The organism is Streptomyces sp. NPDC048419, from assembly GCF_043200415.1.
Classification (GTDB): Bacteria; Actinomycetota; Actinomycetes; order Streptomycetales; family Streptomycetaceae; genus Streptomyces.
In genome coordinates this window covers 1-22403 of sequence record NZ_JBICXT010000022.1, presented here as the reverse complement: position 1 = coordinate 22403, position 22403 = coordinate 1, and the positions used below count along the sequence as shown (strand labels likewise).

The following is a 22403-nucleotide window of genomic DNA, read 5'->3' as shown; positions in this document are numbered from 1 at the left end:
CGCGACGCGCCTGACTGACGGTGGATCACGTCGGGGCCCGGTCAAGACAGCTGACCAAGTCCCAGCTGCCGGGCCGTGACGGAAGGACCATCAGATGCGCTCTGCTCGCATGATCCTGGCTACAGCGGCGGCCTCCGCCGCCCTGGCCTTCGGTGCCCCTGGCGCGTACGCCGCCGGTGGCAATTGGGATCACGACGACTCTTCGTACAGCGACGGATCCTCGTCCGGCAAGGAGCACGGACAGCACGAGTCTCCGCACGGCGGCATGCACACCGGTGGAGGTGCGCTGACCGCGGTGAACGACCACGACGACTGGGGCAGCTCGCGGGATCCGAAGACGGACCCCGACACCTACAAGGACAACGACGGCGGCGGCAAGAGCGACTGGGGCGGCGGCGACCGTGACAGCGGCGGCGGCAACGACTCCTGGGGCGGCGGCGGGCACGAGAAGCCCAGCGGCGGGATGCACACCGGCGGTGGGGCACTGGCCGCTCCGACGGCGACCGCCGGCGGCCTGGCCGTGCTGGCGGTGGCGGCCACCGGCCTGTACGCGATCCGTCGCAAGAGGCCGGTCGGAAGCCCGGCCTGACCTGTGCCGGATGCGATAGCGCAGCCGCGGCCGCCACCCGTGCCCCGAGTGGCGGCCCGGCGCGCTGTCCCCGCACCCCATCCGCCGCTGCCGTGCCAGTGAGGTGGTCTCCGATGGCACAACCCTCTTCCTCCACCGACGACGAACCGGCCCCCGGCGCACCGGGCTCCTCCCGCTCCGGGGCGCTGATGATGTGCGCGGCGGCCGGCCTGGTCCTGATCGCCGGCCTGCTCAACGGCCACGGCGACTCCGCCGGCTCCTCCAGTCCGGCCGGTGCGCCGCGTCCGGCCGCGGCGGCCCCGCAGTCCGCCGCGACCTCCTCCCCGCGGTCCACCACCGATCCCGGTCAGCCGGTCGGCAAACACATGCCCCGGTCGGAACCCGTGCGCCTGCGGATCCCGAAGATCTGGGTCGACGCCCCCTTCACCGACCTCCACCTCAACGCCAGCGGCCAGCTGGAGCCGCCGCCCGCCGCCGACACCAACCTCGTCGGCTGGCACGTCAAGGGCTCCGCACCCGGCGAGACGGGCACCGCGGTCATCGCCGGGCACGTCGACACCAAGACGTCCGCGGCCGTCTTCGCCAACCTCAGCGAGCTCAAGAAGAACGACGTCTTCTACGTCGACCGGGCCGACGGCACCACCGCGACCTTCCAGGTCTACGACACGGAGACCTTCGAGAAGTCCGACTTCCCCAGCGACCGCGTCTACGACGACACCCCGCGCGCCGAAGCACGGCTGATCACCTGCGCGGGCGACTACGACCATTCGGCGCACGACTACACCGACAACCTCGTGGTCTTCGCCCGGCTCATCTGAGAGATCACCCGCGTAGTGCATCCGAGTCGCGGGCTCGCGGGCACGGGCACACGATCGAGAAACGCTGACGCCGCATCACCGCGGCCGAAGAGACCACTTCCGCCCCGAAGGAGATGTGCGCAGGATGACCACCACGTCGGAACGTGTTTCCGGTTCCCCGACCAGCCAGGTCTCGCCCCGAGTCTCGCAGTCCGTGTTCGACGGCTCCCGACTGCGGGTCGTGCTGCTGGTGGACGTCTACGACGGTGCCCAGCAGCAGTTCCTGGAGGCCTACGAGCTCCTGTGCAACCAGGTCGCCTCCGTCCCCGGACACGTCAGCGACCAGCTGTGCCAGTCCATCGAGAACCCCTCGCAGTGGCTGATCACCAGCGAGTGGGAGAGCGCCCCGCCCTTCCTCGCCTGGGTCAACAGCGAGGAGCACGTGCGGATGGTGGAGCCGCTGCACAGCTGTGTCCGCGACACCCGCTCGCTGCGCTTCCACATCGTGCGAGAGACCGGCGACCCGAAGGTGGTCACCGAGGCGGCCGAGCGCCGGCTGCAGTCGGCGCCCCGGATCGGCGACGGCCTGATCCGGCACGCGCTCACCTTCACCGTCAAGCCGGGCAGTGAGGACAAGGTCGCCAAGATCCTCTCCGACTACGCCTCGCCCGAGCCGAAGGTCGACGACGCCACCCGGCTGTGCCGCACCTCCCTGTTCATGCACGGCAACCGGGTCGTGCGGGCCATCGAGGTGCGCGGTGACCTGCTCGCCGCGCTGCGCCACGTCGCCCGCCAGCCCGAGATCCGCGCCGTGGAGGAGGCCGTCAACCCCTACCTGGAGCAGGACCGGGACCTCGACGACCCCGAGTCCGCGCGCGTCTTCTTCACCCGGGCCGCGCTGCCCGCCGTCCATCATGTGACCGCCGAGGGGCAGCAGGGGCAGGCGGAGCGGTACGCCCTGTCCTACCCGGTCAAGGCCGACCGCGGCATGCGCCTGGCCGAGCTGCTGGCCCACCAGGACGTGGCCGCGGCGGACGACCCGCTGAGCCCGGTCGTGCGCAGCACGATCTTCCAGCGCGACGACGTCGTCGTCCGGCTGATCGACGTGCGCGGCGGACTCGACGGCGCCGACCCCGCCCTGATCCTCGGCCTCGCGGACCCCGCGCAGGTGGCCGAGCTGACGACGCTTGCCGCCGACGTGTCCGCACCCAAGGACGCCGAGCTCGCCCGTCTCGTCCGGCTCGCCCGGATGGATCTCGTCACCGACCGCCGCTCGCCCGAGGCCTGATGCACCCTCATCCGGCCCAAGCGGCCACACCCCCCACGTCGATGCAGGACCTGAACGGAGGAACGCCGTGATCACAGACCGTCCCAGAATCGTGGATCTCAGCGAGGTCGAGCCCAACCGCCGGCGCGGCGGCGATCTGCGCGCCATGCTCACCCCCGCCACCGTCGGCTCCACCAGCGGCTTCATGGGCGTCGCCATCGTCGAGCCCGGCGATCGCATCGGTGAGCACTACCACCCCTACTCCGAGGAGTTCGTGTACGTCCTGTGCGGCGAGCTGGAGGTGGACCTGGACGGCGTCCCCCACCCGCTGCGGCCCGAGCAGGGGCTGATGATCCCCGCCCACATGCGCCACCGCTTCCGCAACGTCGGCAACGTGGAGGCCCGCATGGTCTTCCACCTCGGCCCGCTGGCCCCGCGCCCGCAGCTGGGCCACGTCGACACCGAGGAGACCGAAACCGTCGCCGAGGTCCATTCATGACCAGACGGGTGGCCGTCACCGGCATAGGCATCGTCGCCCCGGGCGGTATCGGCGTACCGGCGTTCTGGGATCTGCTGGCCGCCGGGCGCACCGCGACGCGGGGCATCACGTTCTTCGACCCGGCGGGACTGCGCTCACGCATCGCCGCCGAATGCGACTTCGACCCGGCCGCCGCCGGACTGGACGCCGAACAGAGCGCGCGCTGCGACCGCTACATACAGTTCGCCCTGGCCGCGGGCACGGAAGCGGTCCGGGACGCCGGCCTCGACTTCGAGCGGGAGAACCCCTGGCGGATCGGGGTGTCGCTGGGCACCGCGGTCGGCGGCACCACACGGCTGGAGCACGACTACGTGCTGGTCAGCCACCACGGCCAGCGCTGGGACGTGGACCCCCGCCGGGCCGAGCCGCATCTGCACCGAGCCTTCGCGCCCAGCACGCTGGCCGCGACGGTGGCGGAGGAGTTCGGGGCCCGCGGCCCCGTGCAGACCGTCTCCACCGGCTGCACCTCCGGGCTCGACGCGGTCGGCTACGCCTTCCACACCGTCGAGGAGGGCCGGGCCGACATATGCATCGCGGGCGCCTCGGACTCGCCGATCTCCCCGATCACCATGGCCTGCTTCGACGCCATCAAGGCCACCTCACCCAACAACGACGACCCCGCCCACGCCTCGCGTCCCTTCGACGCCGACCGCAACGGGTTCGTGATGGGGGAGGGCGGCGCCGTACTCGTCCTCGAAGAGCTCGAACACGCCCGGGCCCGCGGTGCCCACGTGTACTGCGAGCTGGGCGGCTACGCCACCTTCGGCAACGCGTACCACATGACCGGACTGACCCGTGAGGGGCTGGAGATGGCCAAGGCCATCGAGGCCGCCCTCGACCACGCACAGCTCGACGGCACGGCCATCGACTACGTCAACGCGCACGGCTCGGGCACCCAGCAGAACGACCGGCACGAGACCGCCGCGGTCAAACGGGCCCTGGGCCCGCACGCCTACGACACGCCGATGAGCTCCATCAAGTCCATGGTGGGCCACTCCCTCGGCGCGATCGGTGCGATCGAACTCGTCGCCTGCGTCCTGGCGTTGGCCCACCAGACCGTGCCGCCGACCGCCAACTACGAGACCCCCGACCCCGAGTGTGACCTGGACTACGTCCCGCGCGTCGCCCGCGCCCGCAAGCTCAACAGCGTGCTCTCGGTGGGCAGCGGGTTCGGCGGCTTCCAGTCCGCGGTGGTCCTGACCCGGCCGAGGGAGGAGACACGATGAGCGAACCCTATCCACGGCGCGCGGCCGTTACCGGCATAGGTGTGATCGCCCCCAACGGGGCGGGCACGGAGACCTTTTGGAAGGCCACCCGGGAAGGCATCGCCGTCCTGGACAAGGTCACCCGTGAGGGCTGCCAGGACCTGCCGCTGAAGGTGGCGGGCGAGGTCCGCGACTTCGATCCCTCGGCCGCGGTGGAGGAGCGCTTCCTCGTCCAGACCGACCGGTTCACGCACTTCGCCATGGCCGCCGCCGACCTCGCGCTGGCGGACGCCCGCCTGGGCCGGACCCTCACCGACGACGCTCCCTTCTCCGTGGGCGTGGTCACCGCGGCCGGCTCCGGCGGCGGCGAGTTCGGCCAGCGCGAACTGCAGCAACTGTGGGGCAAGGGAAGCCGGTTCGTCGGCCCGTACCAGTCCATCGCCTGGTTCTACGCCGCCAGCACCGGCCAGATATCCATCCGGCGCGGCTTCAAGGGCCCCTGCTCCGTCGTCGCCAGCGACGAGGCCGGCGGCCTGGACGCCCTCGCCCACGCGGCCCGGGCCGTGCGCCGCGGCACCGACGTCATCGTGGCCGGCTCCACCGAGGCGCCGCTCGCCCCCTACTCCATGGTCTGCCAGCTCGGCTACGACGAACTGAGCACCGCGGACGACCCCACCCGCGCCTACCGGCCGTTCACCTCCGCGGCCTGCGGATTCGTGCCCGCCGAGGGCGGCGCCATGCTCGTCGTGGAGGACGAGGACACCGCCCGCGAACGCGGCGCCCGCGTTCAGGCCGTCATCGCCGGACACGCCGCCACCTACACCGGCGCCTCCTGCTGGAAGGAGTCCCGGCACGGCCTTGCTCACGCCATGCGGGGCGCCCTGGACGAAGCCGGCTGCGCCCCCGAGGAGATCGACGTGGTCTTCGCCGACGCCCTCGGCGTCCCGGAGGCCGACCGCGCCGAGGCCCTCGCGATCGCCGACGTGCTCGGCAGCCGCGTGCCGGTCACGGCACCCAAGACCGGGATCGGCCGCGGCTACGGAGCAGCCCCCGTGCTCGACGCCGCCGCCGCCGTGCTCGCCATGGAGCACGGCCTGATCCCGCCCACCCCCAACGTCTTCGACATCTGCCATGACCTCGACCTCGTCACTGGCAGGGCCCGCACCGCAGAACTTCGCACGGCGCTGGTCCTGAGCCGGGGACTCATGGGGTCGAACTCGGCGCTGGTGCTTCGGCACGGCGTCACCGACGCCTCCTGACAAGGCGCCGCTGAGCAGAGAAGGAGAACAAGACCATGACCGATCGCATCACCGTCGAAGAGCTCGCCGAACTCATGAAGAAGTCCGCCGGAGTCACCGTCGCCCCGGACGAACTCCGCGCCGCCAACCCGGGCTTCGACACCCTCGGCGTCGACTCGCTCGGCCTGCTGGGCATCGTCGGCGAACTGGAGAACCGCTACGGCACCCCGATGCCGCCGGACGCCGAACGCTCCAAGACGCCCCGCCAGTTCCTCGACCTCGTCAACACCGCCCTCATGACAGGAGCGTGAAAATGACCGGACACACCCAGAACGAGATCACCGTCGCGGCCCCCCTGGACCTGGTCTGGGACATGACCAACGACCTGGAGAACTGGACCCAGTTGTTCAGCGAGTACGCCTCCGTCGAGGTCCTCTCCCGCGAGGGGAACAAGACCACCTTCCGGCTGACCATGCACCCGGACGAGAACGGCACCGTGTGGAGCTGGGTCTCCGAGCGCGAGCCCGACCGCGACACGCTCACCGTCCGCGCCCGCCGGGTCGAGACGGGCCCCTTCGACCACATGAACATCCACTGGCGCTACGAAGAGGTGCGCGGCGGCACGCGGATGATCTGGACGCAGGACTTCGCGATGAAGTCCGAAGCGCCGGTCGACGACGCCTGGATGACCGACAACATCAACCGGAACTCCAAGGTCCAGATGGGCCTGATCCGGGACCGCATCGAGAAGGCCGCCGCCGAGCGCGGCACCACGCCGGGCCTGACCGGCTGAGCCGGACGGAGGACAACTCCCATGCACCAAGCCCTGATCGTCGCCCGCATGGCGCCGGGATCGGCGCCCGACATCGCCAAGGTGTTCGCCGAGTCCGACCGCGGAGAGCTGCCCCACCTCGTCGGGGTGGTCCGGCGCAGCCTCTTCCAGTTCGGCGACGTCTACATGCACCTGGTCGAGTCCGAGCACGAACCCGGCCCCGCCATCGCCAAGGTCACGAACCATCCCGAGTTCCGTGACGTCAGCGAACGGCTGTCCTCCTACGTCAGCGCCTACGACCCCGCCACCTGGCGTTCCCCCAAGGACGCCATGGCGCAGCGCTTCTACCTCTGGGAGCGCGACCCGGCCCGCTGACAAGGCCGGACAATCACCGGTGGCCGGACCCGCCACGCTGCGGGATCCGGCCACCGGTGTCTCGTACGCGAACGGCTGTCAGCCGGGCACGTGGCAGTCGAAGGCGTGCAGATACGGGTTGACCGGCCGCATGTCGTCGATGACCAGGCCCGCCTCGGTCAACCGGTCGATCATGCTCTGCGTGGTGTGCTTCGCCCCGCCGACGTTCAGGAGCAGCAGCAGGTCCATCGCGGTGCTGAACCGCATCGACGGCGAGTCGTCGACGAGATTCTCGATGACCACGACCCGGGTACCGGGGCCGCCCGCCTCACGCACGTTGCGCAACGTGCGCGCCGTGCTCTCGTCGTCCCACTCCAGGATGTTCTTGATGACGTAGACGTCGGCCTTGACCGGCACCGACACCCGCACGTCACCGGGCACGATCCGCACCCGGTCGGCGAGGTCGCCGCCCTCGCGCAGCCGCGGCACCGCGTTCTCCACCACCCGAGGCAGATCGTGCAACGTGCCGTGCATCGAGGGGTACTTGTCCAGCAGGCTCGCCACCACATGCCCCTGCCCGCCGCCCAGGTCGGCCACCGACGAACTCCCCGACAGGTCGAGGAACTCGGCGACATCACGCGCCGACTGCACGCTCGAGGTCGTCATCGCCCGGTTGAAGATGTCCGCCGACTCCGGGGCGTCCTCGTTGAGGTAGGGGAAGAACTCCTTGCCGTACAGGTCCTCGACGACGTTGCGCCCGGTGCGCACCGCCTCGTCCAGCCTGGGCCAGGCGTCCCAGGTCCACGGCTCGGTGCACCACAGCGAGATGGCGCGCAGGCTGTTCGGGTCGTCCTCGCGCAGCAGCCGGGAGACCTCGTTGTGCGCGAAGGTGCCGTCCGGCAGCTCGGTGAAGATGTCGTGGCAGGACAGGGTGCGCAACAGCCGTCGTAGCGGCCGGGGTTCGGCCTTCACCGCGGCTGCCAGGTCCTCGACTGTCATGGGGCTGTCGCCGAGGGCGTCGGGGACGCCGAGCCGGGCGGCCGCGCGGACGGCGGCGGCACATGCCGCCGCGAACGCGAGCTCCCTCAGCCGCATGGCCGGCGCCGGCGCGGTCTGTGCGGTCGTCATGGGCCGCTACCTTCCTTCTCCGGGTTCACAACAAGGGGCTATGACGGGTGAGTCAGCACAGGCCCGCGGGCTTGGACGCGCGGCAGGTGTTGCCCTGGAACGTGTTGTCCTTGCCCAGGTCGGTGTTGACCAGGTCCGCCGGGCCGTTGTCCTTGAGCACGTTGCCCGTGATGCGGTTGCGGTCGCTGGTGACGCCCACGAAGCTCTTGAACAGCACGATGCCGCCGGACAGCGGGGACTTGCCGGCGTTCTCCTTGACGATGTTGCCCGTCACCAAGGTGTCGTCGGCGCCGGTCACGACGATGCCGGAGCCCTGCAGCGCGTCCAGCCGGTCGGTCTTGGGGCATGACTTGTTGTTGCGGACGACGTAGTTGTCGCGCACGGACAGGTCGCCGGCCTTCGGCTTGTTCTCGTCACCCACCACGAAGACGCCCGCGCAGTTGCCGGTGAGGTGGTTGTGCTGGACGGTGAGGTTGCGCAGCCGGCGCACGGTGACGCCGATGCGGTTGCCCTCCAGGCGGTTGCGGTCGATGACCGTGCCGCCGGTGTCCGAGGCGCCCGCCTCCTCCTTGATGGTGTTGGCCAGGAAAATGCCCGCGTCGCCGTTGTCCTGGGCGGTGTTGTCCCGGAACACCCCGCGCACCGAACGCTCCTGGGCGATGCCCCACACCCCGTTCTTCACCGAGGTCACGTCCTGGACGGTCAGTCCGTCGGTCGCCATGGAGAACACACCGCTGCGGGCGAAGCCGGTGACGGTCAGATTGGCGACGGTCACGCCCTTGAGGTCGCGGTCCTTCGTGCCGACGACGCAGATGCCGTTGCCGCCCTCGGAGCAGCTCTCGGCGGCCTTCTTCGTGCTCGGCTCGATCACCGTGCTGCGTCCCATGCCGCGCAGGGTCAGCCCCGGAGTGGTCACCTTGACGCTCTCGTGGAAGGTGCCGGGGGCCACCAGAACCGTGTCCCCACTCGCGGCGGCGTCCACCGCCTTCTGGATCGACTGGCCCGGCCAGACCACGTGGACCCCATGGTGGGAGGCCGGCGGAGCGGCGCCAAGTCCCGTCCCGACGACCACGGCAGTGCACATCAGGTACGCGATGCGGTATTTCTTCATATTCCGCACGTTATGACCCGATGGGCCGTTTACCGCGCGGATGGGCCATCCGGTGGCGTGTCATACCCCCGCTGTAGGGTTCGGACGATGGCTGACTCCGTACTCCACCACGGCTCACGATGAGCGTCGTCGCGTCGTCCTTCCCGCTCGGCGCCCAGACCACGCTCGCCGAACTCAGCAGCGATCCGCATCCGCGCCTCGCACTGCTCCGCGCGCAGGAGCCCGTGTCCTGGCTGCCCGCGCTGGGCGGCTGGCTGGTGACCCGGCGCGATCTGGCACTGGAGGTGATGCGGGACGCCGCAACCTTCACCGTCGACGACCCCCGCTTCTCCACCGCACAGGTCGTCGGACCGAGCATGCTGTCCCTGGACGGCGACCGACACGCCCGCCATCGCGAGCCCTTCAACCCGCCCTTCCGGCCGCGCCGGGTCCGCGACAACTTCGCCGCGTCCATCGAGCAGGAGACCGACGGGCTCATCGACCGACTGCAACCGGCAGGCGCCGCCGAGCTGCGACGCGCCTTCGCCGGACCGCTCGCGGTCGCCGTCGTCACCGACGCCCTCGGCCTGGTCGGCATCGGCGCGGACACGGTCCTTTCCTGGTACGACGCCATCGTGCGGTCCGTCTCCGAGATCACCGCAGGACGCGAGGCGGGGCCCGCCGGCGCCGCCGCCTACGCGCAGCTGCGGACCGCCGTGGAAAGCACCGTCGCCGACCGGCACAACTCCTCGCTCCTGGTCGCCGCCGCGGAACGCCTGGACCTGCCCGAAGTGGCCTCCAACGCCGCCGTCATGATGTTCGGCGGCATCGAGACCACCGAAGCGATGATCACCAACGCGCTGCTGCAACTGCTCCGCCACCCCGACCAACTCACCCTCGTCCAGGCCGACTTCGACCTCCTGGACGGCGCCGTCGAGGAATCGCTGCGCCGGGAGCCGGGAGCGGTGGTCGTCGACCGATACGCCACCCGCGACATCGAACTCGGCCCGGCCGCCATCCGCGCCGGCGACCCGGTCACCGTCTCCCTCGCCGGCGCCAACCGCGACCCGGCCGTCTTCGACGAGCCCGACCGCTTCGACGTCCGCCGCGCCAACGCCCGCCTCCAACTGGCCTTCGCTCACGGCCCGCACCACTGCGTCGCCGCCCACCTGGCCCGCCTGGAGACGCGCATCGCACTGGAGCACCTGCTGCGGCGCCTGCCCGGCCTGCGCCTCGACCCGGACCACCCCGCGGCCCCGGAGGGCCTGGTGTTCCGTAAACCGCCCACCCTGCACGTGCTCTGGGACCGGCCCGCCTGACTACCGTCCGACGCGCGGCGCGCGCCCACGGCGCATGATCCACGCCGCGAAACCATTGGCGTGGATCACCCCCTGGGTTGGCCGTGGAGGTCGTTGAGTCCCCACGCCCGGTGCACCAGTGTTGACTGTCATGGACCGTGACAGGAGCAGCCTCTTCCGTCCGACGCGCCGTCAACTCCTCGCCGCCGCAGGCGCCGTGCCCCTCATAGGAGCCGCCCCGGCGGCGGCACGCCCGCGCACCGGCGCCGCCCACCTGACCTTCACCCACGCCACCAACGGCTCGGCCACCCTCGCCCCCGCCGGCGACCGGCTGATCGCCGAGGTGCAGGGCACCCTCTGGTCCCTGCCCAGCACCGGCGGCACCGCCCAACGCCTGACCCCGGTGGACCTCGAACCCAACCGGCCCACCCACTCCCCGGACGGCCGCCTCGTCGCCTTCTGCGCCTACCGCGACGGCGGCTTCCACCTGTGGACCCTGCGCCCCGACGGCTCCGGCCTGCATCAGCGCACCGACGGCCCGTGGGACGACCGCGGCCCGGCCTGGTCACCCGACGGCAGCCGGCTCGCTTTCTCCTCCGAACGCGGCGGCGACCCCGTCGACGGCAGCCCGTACCGCATCCACGTCCTTGATCTGCGCACCGGCCACATCACCCGTCTCACCGGCCTTCCCGGCCAGGACGGACCCCTCCAGGACGCCGGCTGGGAGGACTTCGACCCCACCTGGTCAGCGGACGGCACCCGCGTCCTGTTCGTCCGCGCGAAAACGGTCACCACACCCCTGGGCGTGAGCGTCGAGGCCCGCACGGTCGCGGACGTCGCAGCCGACGGCACAGGTCCGGTCACGGTCCGCCACACGGAGACCGAGGCCGCACAGGTCATGACGCCGGCCGTCGCGCCCGACGGTCGCATCGCCTATCTGCGCACCACCGCTTCCCCGAACGGCTCGTGCACCCTCGTCATCGACGGCCACCCCGTCCCCGTCACCGGGGACATCGCCCCCGTCCCACCACGCTGGACACCGGACGGGCGGCTGCTGCTGACGCTCGACGGCGCCTTCACCCTCGTAGCGCCGGACGACCCCCAACGGCCGCGGACGATCCCCTTCGAGGGCGTGCTCCCCGTGCAGCGGCCGCGATACGCGACCAAGGAGTACGACCTGGGCGAGGCCCGCACCCGCCCGGTGCGCGGAATCCACCTCCCCGCCCTCTCACCGGACGGCCGGCACATCGCCTTCGCGGCCCTCAACTCCCTTTACCTGACCGGGACTTCTGGCGGACGCCCGCCCCGACGGCTGCACAAGGCGACGCCCACCCGCTACCTCCTCGGCCCCGCCTGGGCCCCCGACGGACGCTCCCTCGTCTACGCCGACGACCGCGACGGTCTCCTCGGGGTGTACCGGCACGATCTGGCCACCGGCACGGAAACCGCGCTCGCGACCGGCGGCCGCGTGCACCCCTCGCTCTCGCCCGACGGGCAGCGGCTCGCCTGCCTCGACATGACCGGCCGGCTCCTCGTCCGCGACCTGGCCTCCGGCACGGAACAGGTCCTGGCCGAGCCGCTGGGTGGCGGCGGCCTGCCCGGACGCCCGAGCTGGTCGCCCGACGGCCGGCACATCGCCCTGTGCGACCGCAACCGGCTCAACACCCGCTTCCGCGAGGGCTACAACCTCATCCGCATCGTCGACGCGACGACCAAAGCCGTCCGACTGCACCAGGTGGCACCCCACACGTCGATCTCGGACCGCTACGACTCAGGGCCCGTCTGGTCACCCGACGGACGCTGGATGGCCGTGATCGTCGAATCGGCGCTGTGCCTGCTGCCCGTCGAGGCCGACGGCACCCCGCGCGGCGAACTGCGCACCCTCACCACCGAACCGGCCGACCACCCCTCCTGGTCGGGCGACTCCACCACCCTCCTGTACCTCTCCGCGGGCCGGCTCCGGCTCATCCGCATCGACGGCGGCGCGGCCCGCACCGTCCGCGTCCCCCTCGACGCCTCCCGACCCACCCCCGCAGATCTGGTGGTCCACGCCGGGCTACTGTGGGACGGCACCGGCGAGACGACCCGCGACGACGCCGACATCGTCGTAACAGGCGGGCGCATCAAGGCAGTCGAGCCGCACCGGTCCGGACGGCGGCCCGCCCTGCGCCGGATCGACGCCTCCGAACGCACGGTGATCCCCGGCCTCTGGGACACCCACACCCATCCCTGGCAGAGCACCTACGGAGGCCGCCAAACCGCAGGACAACTCACCTACGGCATCACCACGGCCGTCTCGCTGGGCGGCTTCGCCTACGAACAGGCCCGCATCCGCGAGGCGGTGGCCGGCGGGCAGCTGGCCGGGCCCCGTCTGCTCACCACCGGCGAACTCCTGGACGGGCGACGCGTCGCCTACAGCATGGGCCGCGCCCACAGCTCCCGTGCGGGACTGCGCCGCTCACTGGCGCGAGGCAGTTCACTGGACTGGGACTTCGTCAAGACCTATGTACGGGCGCCCGGTTGGGTGATGCAGGAGGCCGCCCGCTTCGCCCACGAACAGCTGGGCGTACGCGCCGGAAGCCACCTCCTCTCACCCGGCGTCCAGCTCGGCCAGGACCTGACGACTCATCTGCAAGCCACGCAGCGAGCCGAGTTCGGGCACGCGACCACCGCCGCGGGACGCGCCTACCAGGACGTGCTGGAGATCTACACGGCACACGGCGTGAACTTTTCCCTGATCGCCACCCCGTTCACGGCCGCACCCCTGCTCGGTGCGGATCCCGGCCTCGCCGACGACCCCAGAGTCACGCAGGTGATGCCCCCTTGGGACACGGCCGCCGTCCGGCAGTCGGCCGGGATCCCGCCCACCGCGGCCCAACTGGCCACCCTGCGCACGGAGACCGACATCTACCGTCGCGTCCTGGCCTCCGGCGGCCTGGTAGCCCTCGGCACCGACCAACCGCTCGTCCCCGTGGGCCTGTCCCTCCACCTCGGCCTGCGCGCCCTGCACCGCGGCGGCCTCACCGCGGCCGGCGCCCTGCGCACCGCGACGGTCCTGCCCGCCCGCGTCTTCGGCCTCGACCATGACCTCGGCACGGTGGAGGAGGGCAAACTCGCGGACCTGACCGTCGTGGACGGCGATCCCTTCACCGACTTCGACGCGCTCGTGCGCACCGTCGCGGTCCTCAGGGGCGGGGTGCCGTACACGACCGAGGAACTGACTGCCGCCTTCGAACCGGCGGGGTCGTCGCGGCGGACGGCCGCGACGGAGGAACACTGGCTCACAGTCGGGCAGTTGATGCGGAGGGACGGTTGCTGCGACGGCCACCACGCCGGAGAGCCGAAGGGCGCTGCCGCACTGGACTAACCGCAGGGTGACGGTGGCGCGGTGGCCGGCTCAGCGGGGTGCCATGGCCGCCCAGGCGCCGTCGCCCAGCGCGAGGCACCGGTCGATCTCCGCTCGCGGAGGCATGACGGGCACGTCGTCCCGCGTGCGAAGCGCTGCGGCGGCCGCCAAGTGGCCGAGGCGCAGACGGGAGCGTTCGGGGAGACTGTCCAGGACGCCGGAGAGGTAGCCGGCGGCGAACGCGTCGCCCGCGCCGACCGGATCGACCACCTTGGTGGGCAGTGAGGGCACGAACGCGGAAGTCCATGAACTCCATGGCTGTGCCGAGCCAGCCCGATACCGCGGCCCGGGCCAGATCTCTGGTGGTGCGCTCGGTGGGCGGCGTCTGCTGAGCGGGTATGACGCTGTCCTTCATCGCGAACTCCGTTGTTCGGGGACTGAAGTGAAGGAGGTGGGGACGGTGGGGACCGTGAAGCCCCTGGGGGAGAGAGGGGGGAGTCAGATGTCGATGTGCCCCGCGCGGAGGGCGGGGAGCCGTTCCGCGACGGCGGTGGTGAGGGCGTCGTCGTCCGCCAGATCCGCGGCGCCGCCGACCTCCCGCAGCAGCGCGGGGACCGGACGCTCGTAGGGCAACGCCCAGGCGGCAAAGGCGAGTTCGAGTACCGGGGTGCTCGTGCCCCGCGCCCCCAGTTCACGGAGGGCGGGCAGCCAGCGCTCCTGGATCTCGAGCGGATCCGGGCGCATTCGCCGGAGCTGTTCGCGACCGGGGCGACGAGTGTGCCGGTGCGGCGGAATGTTGTGGTGTGGGAGTGAATTCTGCTCGATGGCCAGATCTGCTGTGACGGTGCTGGGCGAATGCAACGAGGAGACGGTGCGTGCGGGTGTTTTCGGGGCCCTGGGGCGAGCTTCGCGTGTTCGGGGACGAGGCTCTTCCGTCGGCTGCGCGAGACATCGCAGAGGTCCCCGCGCGGTTCGGAGCCAGGTTCAGGCCGGCACCACTGCGTTTCCCCCTGGGACGGGCGCGGCCGGAGTCTCCGTACATAGCGGTGTGGCCCAGCGAAAGCACCCTGCCTGACCTGACCGAGGGCGCCGTGGAAGCGTCGGACGACCTGGCGGGTGTGGTGCTCGCCGAACTCGCTCGGCACAGGTGCTTTGTGTGTGATGCAGGCTTCGACGTGATCCACCCCGAAGCGGCGATCCCCGTCCTGGGGCGCAACCTTGCCCGGCACCCCATCGTGAGCGGGTGCCCGGCCTGCGGCAGCGAATTCGGACGGTCCCGGATCGACGGCCTTGCCCTTTTGGCATGACCGTGACCCATCCAAGGCTCCACCCTCATGCTGGGCGACGCCGAGGGTCCACACTTCAATGCACCGACGACTGTCGGCGGCACCACCGTGGGCCTGCACGTCTTCGTCGATGACGTCGATGCGCTGGCACAGCGGGCCGCGGAGGCCGGCGCAGAACTCCTGCAGCCACCGGCCGACCAGTTCCACGGCGACCGCACGGCCATATTGAAGGACCCCTACGGTGACCTCTGGGTCTTCCTCACCCACCTGGAAGACCTCACGCCGGCCGAGTTGACCCGCCGAGCCCGGGAGCTCCTCCACTGACCTGGCCGGCTTCAAGCCGACGCCGGCTCGTCGCCCCCTAGACTCTCCCTCTCCTCCGATCAAGCTCCTGGGAAAGGCGGTCAGGTCGTGCGCGGTAGGGGACGAATAGCCGTGCGGGCGTGCTGCGTTGTGACCCTCGCGGCGTCAACTGTGCTGCTGACCGCATGCGACCGGGGCGATCCGCCCTCGCGTCCTGCCGGCGGGCCCGCGATCAAGAGTTGCGTGACATCCACTGGAGGCCTCGTGGCCGACTTGAACGCCGACGGCAGGGCCGACCACGTCTCTCCCCCTTCCCTCACCGGCGCGGGCCTGACCATCACCCTGGGAGAAAAGGGTGGGCGAGAGACAAAGGTGGGCCCACGGGACCTCGTCGGGGATCATGGCAAGGGCGCCAAGACCGTGCTGGCCGTCGTGGCCGATTTCGACCAGGACGGATGGAACGACCTCTTCATTGTCGCCACCCCCGCCTTCCAGGGCGACGATCCCGTGCAGCCGGACGTCTCCGAACTGCGGCTCGGTCCTTTCTCGGCGGGCGGACGCGGGCAGAGCGTCCACCACGTCGACCTGACGGAGCCGCGCGCCGTCGCCGTCGCTGATTACAACCACGACCACTACCCGGATCTCGCGGCCTACGGTCACGCGGGCGACGGCGTCTACTCGACCACGGCGCGCCTTGGAAGCGGCAAGGGTCTCGACCGGGAGAACGACGAGACCAATCGGCAGTACGCGAAGGACGCCGATCACACCGACGAGCAGACCCCCAGGTCCATGCCTCAGGCGGACCTGACGGCGTTCTACCGGGTTTGCGGCGGTGGCACGGCGTAGCCAACTCGTGCGGCCGGGCGGGTGGGTTCAGGCCGGCTTGCGGGTCCACAGAGACAGATCGCTGCTCGTTGCGACGGCAATCGTCTGTCCGGAGGGAGAGAATCCGGCGGCGCGGAACTCGGAGTAGCCGGCGTGGAAGATGTGCCACCACCGCTCTCCATGCGGACCGGAGTGAAGCGATCCCCCGTCGCGAGACAGCAGGACCCGATGATCGGGCCAGGCTGGGGCACCAACCTCCAGGATCCAACCGTCGTTGGTGAAGGCAGAGAGTGCTCCGCCGTAGAGTCCGGCGATGCGCACCCGGCTGCCGGCGATCGGACCCAGCCCGGGGCAGGACAGGTCGGGGGATGCGTCAGGAGCGTCTTCTTCCGGGTCCGGGGCCGGGTCGCGGTCCCGGGCGATCTTTTCCCCTGTGACGGCGTCGAAGAGGCCGTGACCGTCGGTCGAGTCGACCATCACGAGGTCGTGGCCGCTGTCGGGATGCGTGGCGAAGCCGATCCCGAGAAGCCCGCCGACGGGAACGCCGTATTGGTACTCGAAGACGGGCCGCCAGGGTTCCGGCGCGGGCACCACGGGTGCGGCCAGGAGCCGCTCGCGCAAGGCTTGTTGGTACGCGGAGAGCGCGGATTCATGCCCTGCTTGCCCCACCGGAACCACCTCCTTGATCCACTTCACCACTGTGCCATGATCCGCGGTCCCGGCCTCAACATTTCGGTGGCTACCGGCTCGAATATCGGGGACCGGGCTGGGAGTCCGTTGGCCCGCTGTTCGAGGCATGGGCGGCCGTAGAAAGCCCAGACCCTGACGGGAGCCGGCACGCGAAGGCCGTGCGCCCTTGAGGGATCTGGAGCTGACCCTGCAACCTGCGGACGGGAGAACGCCGTTGAACTTGTTCACGGCCTGCATCCTGCGCAGGCGTTCGCAGCTGGGGCCCTCGATTAAGTGCGACTGAACGCGTGGAGTGGATCACCGAGGATTTGATGTGCACCTACGAACCGTTGACCGTCGGGGCTGTCCTGGGTCCGGAAGCGCACTGGGCGCATGTCTTCGCCGTGATGAAGGCTCTGGCAGGCCGCTTTGGTGATGACGGCGTCCGTCTGGTCGCGGCGTTCGACTGGCGTCCGGAGCCTTTCACCTCGCGCAACGCAACAACGCAGTTGGGGAAACCCTCCACGTCGGCCCTCGATCGTTCCGCCGGCTGTCGATGGTTCGGGTGCTCTTGAGAGGTTCCCGGAGCGGAAGCGTCAACTGACGGAAGCTCGGGCGCAACCCTCCGGTGTTCTGGCGTGTCCACGTAGTGTGCTGACGATACGCAGAACTTTGCGGACGGCGGCGGCCGCCGCTGTCGCGACCGCCGCCATGATGGTCGCAACCCCGGCCGCGCACGCCGCTGGAACGACGCTTGTCCTGGACGCCCAGGAGGACTACTACCTCCCCACCGAGGGCGAGGGCCCGAACCTGGCCCTCGGCATCACCGCCTCGGGCGGGGACGCCCATGACGTCTCGGTCGCGGTCGACGCGTCGTCTCTCGCCGGGAAGGCGACGATGGAGGTCACGGGAGACTGCGTGAGCACCGGCACCCTGAAGGTGAGGTGCGACGTGGGCCCGCTGTCGGGCAAGGAGTCGATCGACCCGTTCTTCCTGAAGCCCACCGCGGCTGCCAAGGCGGGCGACACCGGTGTCATCACCTACACCGCGACTGCCTCCGACGCGGCCACCGTGACGGGGAAGACGGACGTCCTGGTCGGGGGGCCGAAGCTCGTCAGCCGGCCCTACCCGGCGCTGAAGAACATCGCGCCCGGCGCCGTCTTCCAGCGCACCCCTGCCTTCGTCAACACCGGCACAGCCCCGGCCGACAAGGGCGTCATGCTGCTGGTGCAGGACTCAGAAGGCGTCTCTCTCGCCCGTGACCACTCCAACTGCCACTACTCGGGCCGGCCCGAGGCCGGCGCCTGGTGCCGGTTCGACACCCCGATCGCGCCCGGCGCGGCCTACGAGACGGACGCGCCGCTGCGTTACACCGCCTCCAACGACACGATGTACGGCTACAACAGCTACGTCGTGTGGCCGGTCGGCGGGACCGCGCCCGACTCCTTCGACCCGTCCGACTTCCCCGAGACCGGTACCGGCGCGCCGCTCGGCCTGAGGTCCGTCGTCCCCGGCTCCGGATTCACCGGCTCTGGGTATGGCACCTTTGCCACCACCCAGCACGCCGATTACCAGGCGCTCGGTGACACGGTCGAGGGCAAGGTCGGCGTGACGGTGAGCATCACCGTGGGCGTGCGGAACAACGGGCCGGGCCGGATGGGCTTCCGGTGGATGGACGCCGACAACTCCGGCACGTTCGTGGTGACCCCGCCTGCCGGCACCACCATCACCGGCGTCCCCGGCCCCGGTGAGCAGGGCGACCCCGGGCCGCTGTGGAACTGCACACCGGGCAAGGCCGGCGCGAAGAGCTACACCTGCGTCATCGGCCGCACGGACTTCCGGCCGGGCGACTTGGTGACCCAGGAGTTCACGGTGCGGATCGACCGGGTCGTCCCCGGCGCGCGGGGCAGCGTGCGGGCGGTGGAGAACCCCGAGTACCCCACTCGTGACGACGACGTAGCGAACGACACCGCGGCGATCGCGGTGAAGGCCACCGGCTCGGCGACGTCCAGCCCGTCGCCCGGCGCCTCCGTGTCTCCGTCGGCCACGACCACCGTGAGCCCGTCCGGCTCCGGGGCGGGAAACGGGAGCGGGACGACGACTGGCGGCGGGCTTGCAGCCACGGGCACGGACGGAGTCCTGCTGCGGGCGGGCGCCGCCGTCCTGCTGGTGGCGGGCGGCGCGCTGGTGTTCGTGGCGGCGCGGAGGTCGCGGCTGCTGCGCGGCCGCTGACGCCGCCGACCCGGAGTGGCAGGGCAGCGGCGGAGGTGACATCCCGTCACCTCCGGTGGAACGCAAACGCGTTGGGCGTTGCCCACTTCGTCTGTGCAGGCGGACGCTGGCACGCGGCGGTGGATTGCGAGTTGCACGTCCCGCCTTCGTGGACGTTGCGCTCCGGGCCGCCGTCGGGGTCCGAGCCGGGGCGAGGACACCGACCAAGGCCACCAAAAGGAAGACGGCGGGCGGTGAACAGCCGAGCATGGAAGTGGGCTCTGATTTGCGCCCCCGCTGGTGCTGTCGGTCTCCGCATGCACGGGCTGGGGCGGCTACCCGCATGCGAAGGACGTCCACGACTCTCAGCTCATCGGCACTTGGCACGCCCGGGACTGCGGCACCACGTTGACCTTGAAGGCGGAGGGATCGGTGTCCGCCACCAGCATCCCCACGGAGATGGACCTCAACGGCAAGATCACGAAGCGGGTGAGCGGCGGCACCTGGGAGATGGACGAGTCCGGCGCCGAGCAGCAACTCGATGTGACCCTGAGGGACGAGAAGCCCCGTTCGACATGTACCGGGACAAGGGGCATTTGGTGGTAGGGCTGACCGGTGGGGGATCCCGACGATGCGAACTCGTGCATTTTGACGCGACTATCGAGTCATGCGGCGGCGCTGCGGATGAACTATGCGCAGGGACAAGGGGGTTGGTGGTTGGTGTAAGAGTCGGCTCCCGGCCGGAGGAGGGGCACTTCTGACAGGATGACGTCATGTTCGATTTCGGCATCGCGGGCTACCAGCCGGCGTGGTTGGACGGCCGCAGTGACGTCGTTCAGGAGCATGGAAATCGTCTGCGTGGTCTTGCCGGCCGACCGCTCACGAGAGTCTGGATGGTCTGGGACCTCAGGGATGACGAGTGGTTCGCCGACTGCCCGGTGCTTTTCGACTTCGATGGCGAGCAGGTTGAGATCAACCACCAGAAGCTCGGCGATCTCTCCCTCACTTGGAACATGATCGACCCCAGCCGTCCAGTCCGGTGGCCCGGCTTCGACCTGCAGTGGCGCCTCGAACCCTTTCCCGAACTCCACTCTCTGCTGGGGCTGCCCCTCAAGGGGACCGAACTGCTCGAATGGACGGGCAGGGATGTCGCTCAGGGAAACGTCGACATCAGCTTCGCCTTCGATTCGGGTCGCGTGACCGTCTTCAACGCACTCGACGAGAACGGGGTGAGCTTCGACCCTCCCGGTCCGAGCCAGCGGTCCCACCCGATTCATTGACGCAGTCGGAGTTCAGGCATCGAGCCGAGGCACCGCGCCGAGGAATCGCGCCAGTTCGGGGTGGATTCCCCGACTACACCTCTGGCTACGGCAGCTGCCGCCTGCGGTGCACCACGCGGTAGTGGGGACCCCAGGCGGCAACCCGGTCCTGCTTGCCAGGTGCCGAGCACTGTCACGCAAAGACGGCGTTACCTCTGTGTCCAGACCTGGTTGGGTTGTGTGCCGCCGCCGTAGCAGTCCCATATCTGCAGCGGTGCGCCATTGCCGGAGCCGCCGGCGTCCAGGCATTTCCCGGAACTGCGGTTGGTGACGGTGCCGTTGGCGTTGAACTGCCACTGCTGGGCGCCCGTGCCGTTGCACGACCAGAGCTGCACTTTGGCGCCGTTGGCCGCGGAACGGCCGGCCACATCGAGGCACTTGCCGGTCTGCGGGTTGACGAGTGTCTCGCCCGTCCGCGTCCACCGCTGGTTCCAGCCGGTCCCGCAGTCCCACAGCTGGACGGGGGTGCCGTCGGTCGTGCCCCAGTCCTTCAGGTCCAGGCAGCGGCCGCTCTGCTCACCGGCGACCGTGCCGGACGTACCACCGCCCCCGCCCCCGCCCCCGCCACCGCCGGAGCCGTTGGAGTCGTAGGAGAAGGAGTTCACGGCCAGGCCGGGGCCGCCGACCCAGGGCTCGAAGCCGAACTGCACGCTGGTCATGTACCACGCCGACGACAGGTAGCCGCGGCTGATCGAGTCGTTCGAGAAGTCCTTGATGTTCACAGTGATCGCGTTGGTGGGCTGCTGGCGGACGTAGGAGACGGTGTTCCAGGCGATGCCGCCGCCCTGACGGCCGTACCAGACGTCCCAGTTGGCGCCCTCGATCGACACCGTCCCGCCCTTGGTGCCGAACGGCGTGGGCGATCCGGAGTGGTTGGCCCAGATCATCATCTCCTCGCCGTCGTTCTGGCCCGACGGGTTGGAGCTGGTGTCGAACCAGATGTCGTACGCGGCGTCCCACTGCCCGTCGGCGGTCGAGAAGTCGACGCTGGACTGTGGGTTACCGAAGGCCGAGACCTGCAGCGGCAGGCCGTTGCCGCTGGAGCAGTTGCCGTAGTGGCAGCCGGCGTAGATCGACGGATACGCCGCAGGCGCGCCGCTGGTGCCCACGTCGTGCCAACCGGTGGTGACCTTGAAGCCGTCGTCCGACACGTCGATGCACTGGGGGATCGAGTCACCCCACTCGTTGTTCTGGACGACGTACTTGCCGCCCGAGACCTTCATGCTGTCGGTCTTGCCGCAGAGGGTCGTATTCGCGGACGCCGGAGAAGCGCCTGCGAGGGACAGGGCAACCAGGAACAGGGCAGCTACGACTGCCGCGACCGCCGCAGCTTTGTTGCGCGGCCTCGGACGCGATCTGGGCATGGGGATCCTTTCGGTGGCCGAGGGCGGCCTGTGCAGCCCCCGGACCGTGGGGGGATGGACCCGGAAGGCGAAGAGCGTCGATATGGGAGCGCTCCCATGAACGGAACGCCGACGCCAGAACCTTCCGGAAATGAAATGAAAGGGGCTTGCGCCAAAACGGTGGATGAGTGCCGTTGTGGGGCGGAACCAGTAGGCGGCGTGCGAGCTCGCCCAGCTCACTCACGCCGCGACACATGAAGCCAGCGAGGTTGATTAACTGTCAAGCTGTCTGCGTCCGTTCACTTTATGAAGGCAACGCCAGATGGTCCTGACGAGCCCGGACGGTCCGGACTCCACCGGGCGGCCACCGGACCGGCACTTGTCAACGGCAAGGCCTCACTGGACAGTTCTGTGCTTTCGGGACGACGCCTCTTTGGTGGTACGCGGGCGTTGGGTCGTCCGGCGCTGTGACCCGTCTGGCCTCGGCACCTCTTGAACCGGTGAGTCGTGCATGGTTTCTGACGCCTCGTCATACTCGCCGCACCGCTTCTCTTGCGGCATGGACGCACCCCTTGCCGATGTGTCCAGACGGGGCTAGTGTCCTGCGCCAGAGATCCGTCGGCAGAGGCGGGCGAGGGAGTCTAGGATCTCTTCGGCTGTCTTGGTCCAGATGAACGGCTTGGGGTCGTCGTTCCAGTCGTTGACCCAGGCCCGGATGTCGGCTTCGAGGGCCTGGATGTTCTTGTGTGCGCCGCGGCGGATCATCTGGTGGGCGAGGTAGCCGAACCACCGCTCGACCTGGTTGATCCAGGAGGAGCCGGTCGG

24 protein-coding genes and 1 pseudogene are annotated in these 22403 nt (G+C 70.2%); 18 read left to right on the top strand and 7 right to left on the bottom strand.

Annotated elements, in window-relative coordinates; all coding sequences use genetic code 11:
• Window positions 1-94: 94 nt before the first annotated feature.
• From ACGFYN_RS35170 to ACGFYN_RS35130, 9 genes are all read left to right on the top strand, one after another.
• Window positions 95-589, top strand: a complete 495-nt coding sequence (locus ACGFYN_RS35170; RefSeq protein WP_393870002.1) for a hypothetical protein — start codon at window positions 95-97, stop codon at window positions 587-589.
• A 113-nt stretch (window positions 590-702) separates the two neighbouring features.
• Window positions 703-1407, top strand: coding sequence for a class F sortase (locus tag ACGFYN_RS35165; RefSeq protein ID WP_393870001.1), 705 nt, complete (start codon window positions 703-705; stop codon window positions 1405-1407).
• A 124-nt stretch (window positions 1408-1531) separates the two neighbouring features.
• Window positions 1532-2674, top strand: a complete 1143-nt coding sequence (locus ACGFYN_RS35160; protein WP_393870000.1) for a SchA/CurD-like domain-containing protein — start codon at window positions 1532-1534, stop codon at window positions 2672-2674.
• Between the two features lie 67 nt (window positions 2675-2741).
• Window positions 2742-3152 (top strand): cupin domain-containing protein, encoded by a 411-nt coding sequence (locus ACGFYN_RS35155; RefSeq protein WP_393869999.1) that lies wholly within the window; start codon window positions 2742-2744, stop codon window positions 3150-3152.
• On the top strand, window positions 3149-4417 hold the full coding sequence (locus tag ACGFYN_RS35150; RefSeq protein ID WP_393869998.1) for a beta-ketoacyl-[acyl-carrier-protein] synthase family protein: 1269 nt from the start codon (window positions 3149-3151) through the stop codon (window positions 4415-4417). Before ACGFYN_RS35155 ends, ACGFYN_RS35150 begins: the two co-directional genes overlap by 4 nt.
• Window positions 4414-5655 carry a ketosynthase chain-length factor gene (locus ACGFYN_RS35145; protein WP_393869997.1) on the top strand — a complete coding sequence of 414 codons (1242 nt, stop codon included), beginning with the start codon at window positions 4414-4416 and terminating at the stop codon, window positions 5653-5655. Before ACGFYN_RS35150 ends, ACGFYN_RS35145 begins: the two co-directional genes overlap by 4 nt.
• Before the next feature lie 35 nt (window positions 5656-5690).
• Window positions 5691-5945, top strand: coding sequence for an acyl carrier protein (locus ACGFYN_RS35140; RefSeq protein WP_393869996.1), 255 nt, complete (start codon window positions 5691-5693; stop codon window positions 5943-5945).
• A gap of 2 nt (window positions 5946-5947) precedes the next feature.
• Window positions 5948-6427 (top strand): SRPBCC family protein, encoded by a 480-nt coding sequence (locus ACGFYN_RS35135; RefSeq protein WP_393869995.1) that lies wholly within the window; start codon window positions 5948-5950, stop codon window positions 6425-6427.
• Window positions 6428-6448: 21 nt separating this feature from the next.
• A complete protein-coding gene (locus tag ACGFYN_RS35130; RefSeq protein WP_393869994.1) occupies window positions 6449-6781 on the top strand; it encodes a TcmI family type II polyketide cyclase in 333 nt (110 codons plus the stop codon).
• Window positions 6782-6859: 78 nt separating this feature from the next.
• Here the strand turns inward: ACGFYN_RS35130 and ACGFYN_RS35125 are convergent, their stop codons facing one another.
• Together ACGFYN_RS35125 and ACGFYN_RS35120 are read right to left on the bottom strand one after the other, a co-directional pair.
• Window positions 6860-7888, bottom strand: coding sequence for a methyltransferase (locus ACGFYN_RS35125; RefSeq protein WP_393869993.1), 1029 nt, complete (start codon window positions 7886-7888; stop codon window positions 6860-6862).
• A gap of 52 nt (window positions 7889-7940) precedes the next feature.
• The gene (locus ACGFYN_RS35120; RefSeq protein ID WP_393869992.1) at window positions 7941-8999 is read right to left on the bottom strand and encodes a nitrous oxide reductase family maturation protein NosD; all 1059 of its coding nucleotides are present in this window, start codon (window positions 8997-8999) and stop codon (window positions 7941-7943) included.
• 119 nt (window positions 9000-9118) lie between these two features.
• On the opposite strand from ACGFYN_RS35120, the gene ACGFYN_RS35115 reads away from it, so the two are divergent.
• Complete coding sequence (locus tag ACGFYN_RS35115; RefSeq protein WP_393869991.1) at window positions 9119-10297, top strand: cytochrome P450; 1179 nt, start codon at window positions 9119-9121, stop codon at window positions 10295-10297.
• A 130-nt stretch (window positions 10298-10427) separates the two neighbouring features.
• Entirely contained in the window at window positions 10428-13643 is a 3216-nt protein-coding gene (locus ACGFYN_RS35110) for an amidohydrolase family protein (protein WP_393869990.1), read from the top strand.
• Between the two features lie 30 nt (window positions 13644-13673).
• On the opposite strand, the gene ACGFYN_RS35105 is transcribed toward ACGFYN_RS35110, so the two are convergent.
• Window positions 13674-13913: a PfkB family carbohydrate kinase gene (locus tag ACGFYN_RS35105; protein WP_393869989.1), complete on the bottom strand. Its 240-nt coding sequence runs from the start codon at window positions 13911-13913 to the stop codon at window positions 13674-13676.
• Window positions 13914-14120: 207 nt separating this feature from the next.
• On the bottom strand, window positions 14121-14366 hold the full coding sequence (locus ACGFYN_RS35100) for a hypothetical protein (RefSeq protein WP_393869988.1): 246 nt from the start codon (window positions 14364-14366) through the stop codon (window positions 14121-14123).
• 347 nt (window positions 14367-14713) lie between these two features.
• Here ACGFYN_RS35100 and ACGFYN_RS35095 point away from each other — a divergent pair, with 347 nt between their 5' ends.
• The 3 genes from ACGFYN_RS35095 to ACGFYN_RS35085 all read left to right on the top strand — a co-directional run bounded on the left by ACGFYN_RS35095 (window position 14714) and on the right by ACGFYN_RS35085 (window position 16057).
• On the top strand, window positions 14714-14929 hold the full coding sequence (locus ACGFYN_RS35095; RefSeq protein WP_393869987.1) for a hypothetical protein: 216 nt from the start codon (window positions 14714-14716) through the stop codon (window positions 14927-14929).
• Between the two features lie 27 nt (window positions 14930-14956).
• Window positions 14957-15232 carry a VOC family protein gene (locus ACGFYN_RS35090; RefSeq protein WP_393869986.1) on the top strand — a complete coding sequence of 92 codons (276 nt, stop codon included), beginning with the start codon at window positions 14957-14959 and terminating at the stop codon, window positions 15230-15232.
• A 243-nt stretch (window positions 15233-15475) separates the two neighbouring features.
• Window positions 15476-16057 carry a VCBS repeat-containing protein gene (locus tag ACGFYN_RS35085; protein WP_393869985.1) on the top strand — a complete coding sequence of 194 codons (582 nt, stop codon included), beginning with the start codon at window positions 15476-15478 and terminating at the stop codon, window positions 16055-16057.
• 27 nt (window positions 16058-16084) lie between these two features.
• Here the strand turns inward: ACGFYN_RS35085 and ACGFYN_RS35080 are convergent, their stop codons facing one another.
• Window positions 16085-16735, bottom strand: a complete 651-nt coding sequence (locus ACGFYN_RS35080) for a hypothetical protein (protein WP_393869984.1) — start codon at window positions 16733-16735, stop codon at window positions 16085-16087.
• A gap of 278 nt (window positions 16736-17013) precedes the next feature.
• Here ACGFYN_RS35080 and ACGFYN_RS35075 point away from each other — a divergent pair, with 278 nt between their 5' ends.
• The 4 genes from ACGFYN_RS35075 to ACGFYN_RS35060 all read left to right on the top strand — a co-directional run bounded on the left by ACGFYN_RS35075 (window position 17014) and on the right by ACGFYN_RS35060 (window position 20196).
• On the top strand, window positions 17014-17280 hold the full coding sequence (locus ACGFYN_RS35075) for a hypothetical protein (RefSeq protein ID WP_393869983.1): 267 nt from the start codon (window positions 17014-17016) through the stop codon (window positions 17278-17280).
• Between the two features lie 136 nt (window positions 17281-17416).
• On the top strand, window positions 17417-18937 hold the full coding sequence (locus ACGFYN_RS35070) for a hypothetical protein (protein WP_393869982.1): 1521 nt from the start codon (window positions 17417-17419) through the stop codon (window positions 18935-18937).
• Window positions 18938-19348: 411 nt separating this feature from the next.
• Window positions 19349-19522 carry a hypothetical protein gene (locus tag ACGFYN_RS35065; RefSeq protein WP_393869981.1) on the top strand — a complete coding sequence of 58 codons (174 nt, stop codon included), beginning with the start codon at window positions 19349-19351 and terminating at the stop codon, window positions 19520-19522.
• Between the two features lie 167 nt (window positions 19523-19689).
• Window positions 19690-20196: a hypothetical protein gene (locus tag ACGFYN_RS35060; protein ID WP_393869980.1), complete on the top strand. Its 507-nt coding sequence runs from the start codon at window positions 19690-19692 to the stop codon at window positions 20194-20196.
• Window positions 20197-20384: 188 nt separating this feature from the next.
• Here the strand turns inward: ACGFYN_RS35060 and ACGFYN_RS35055 are convergent, their stop codons facing one another.
• Together ACGFYN_RS35055 and ACGFYN_RS35050 are read right to left on the bottom strand one after the other, a co-directional pair.
• Window positions 20385-21599, bottom strand: a complete 1215-nt coding sequence (locus tag ACGFYN_RS35055) for an RICIN domain-containing protein (RefSeq protein ID WP_393869979.1) — start codon at window positions 21597-21599, stop codon at window positions 20385-20387.
• Between the two features lie 573 nt (window positions 21600-22172).
• Window positions 22173-22403: pseudogene (locus ACGFYN_RS35050) on the bottom strand (IS630 family transposase); the annotation flags it as partial.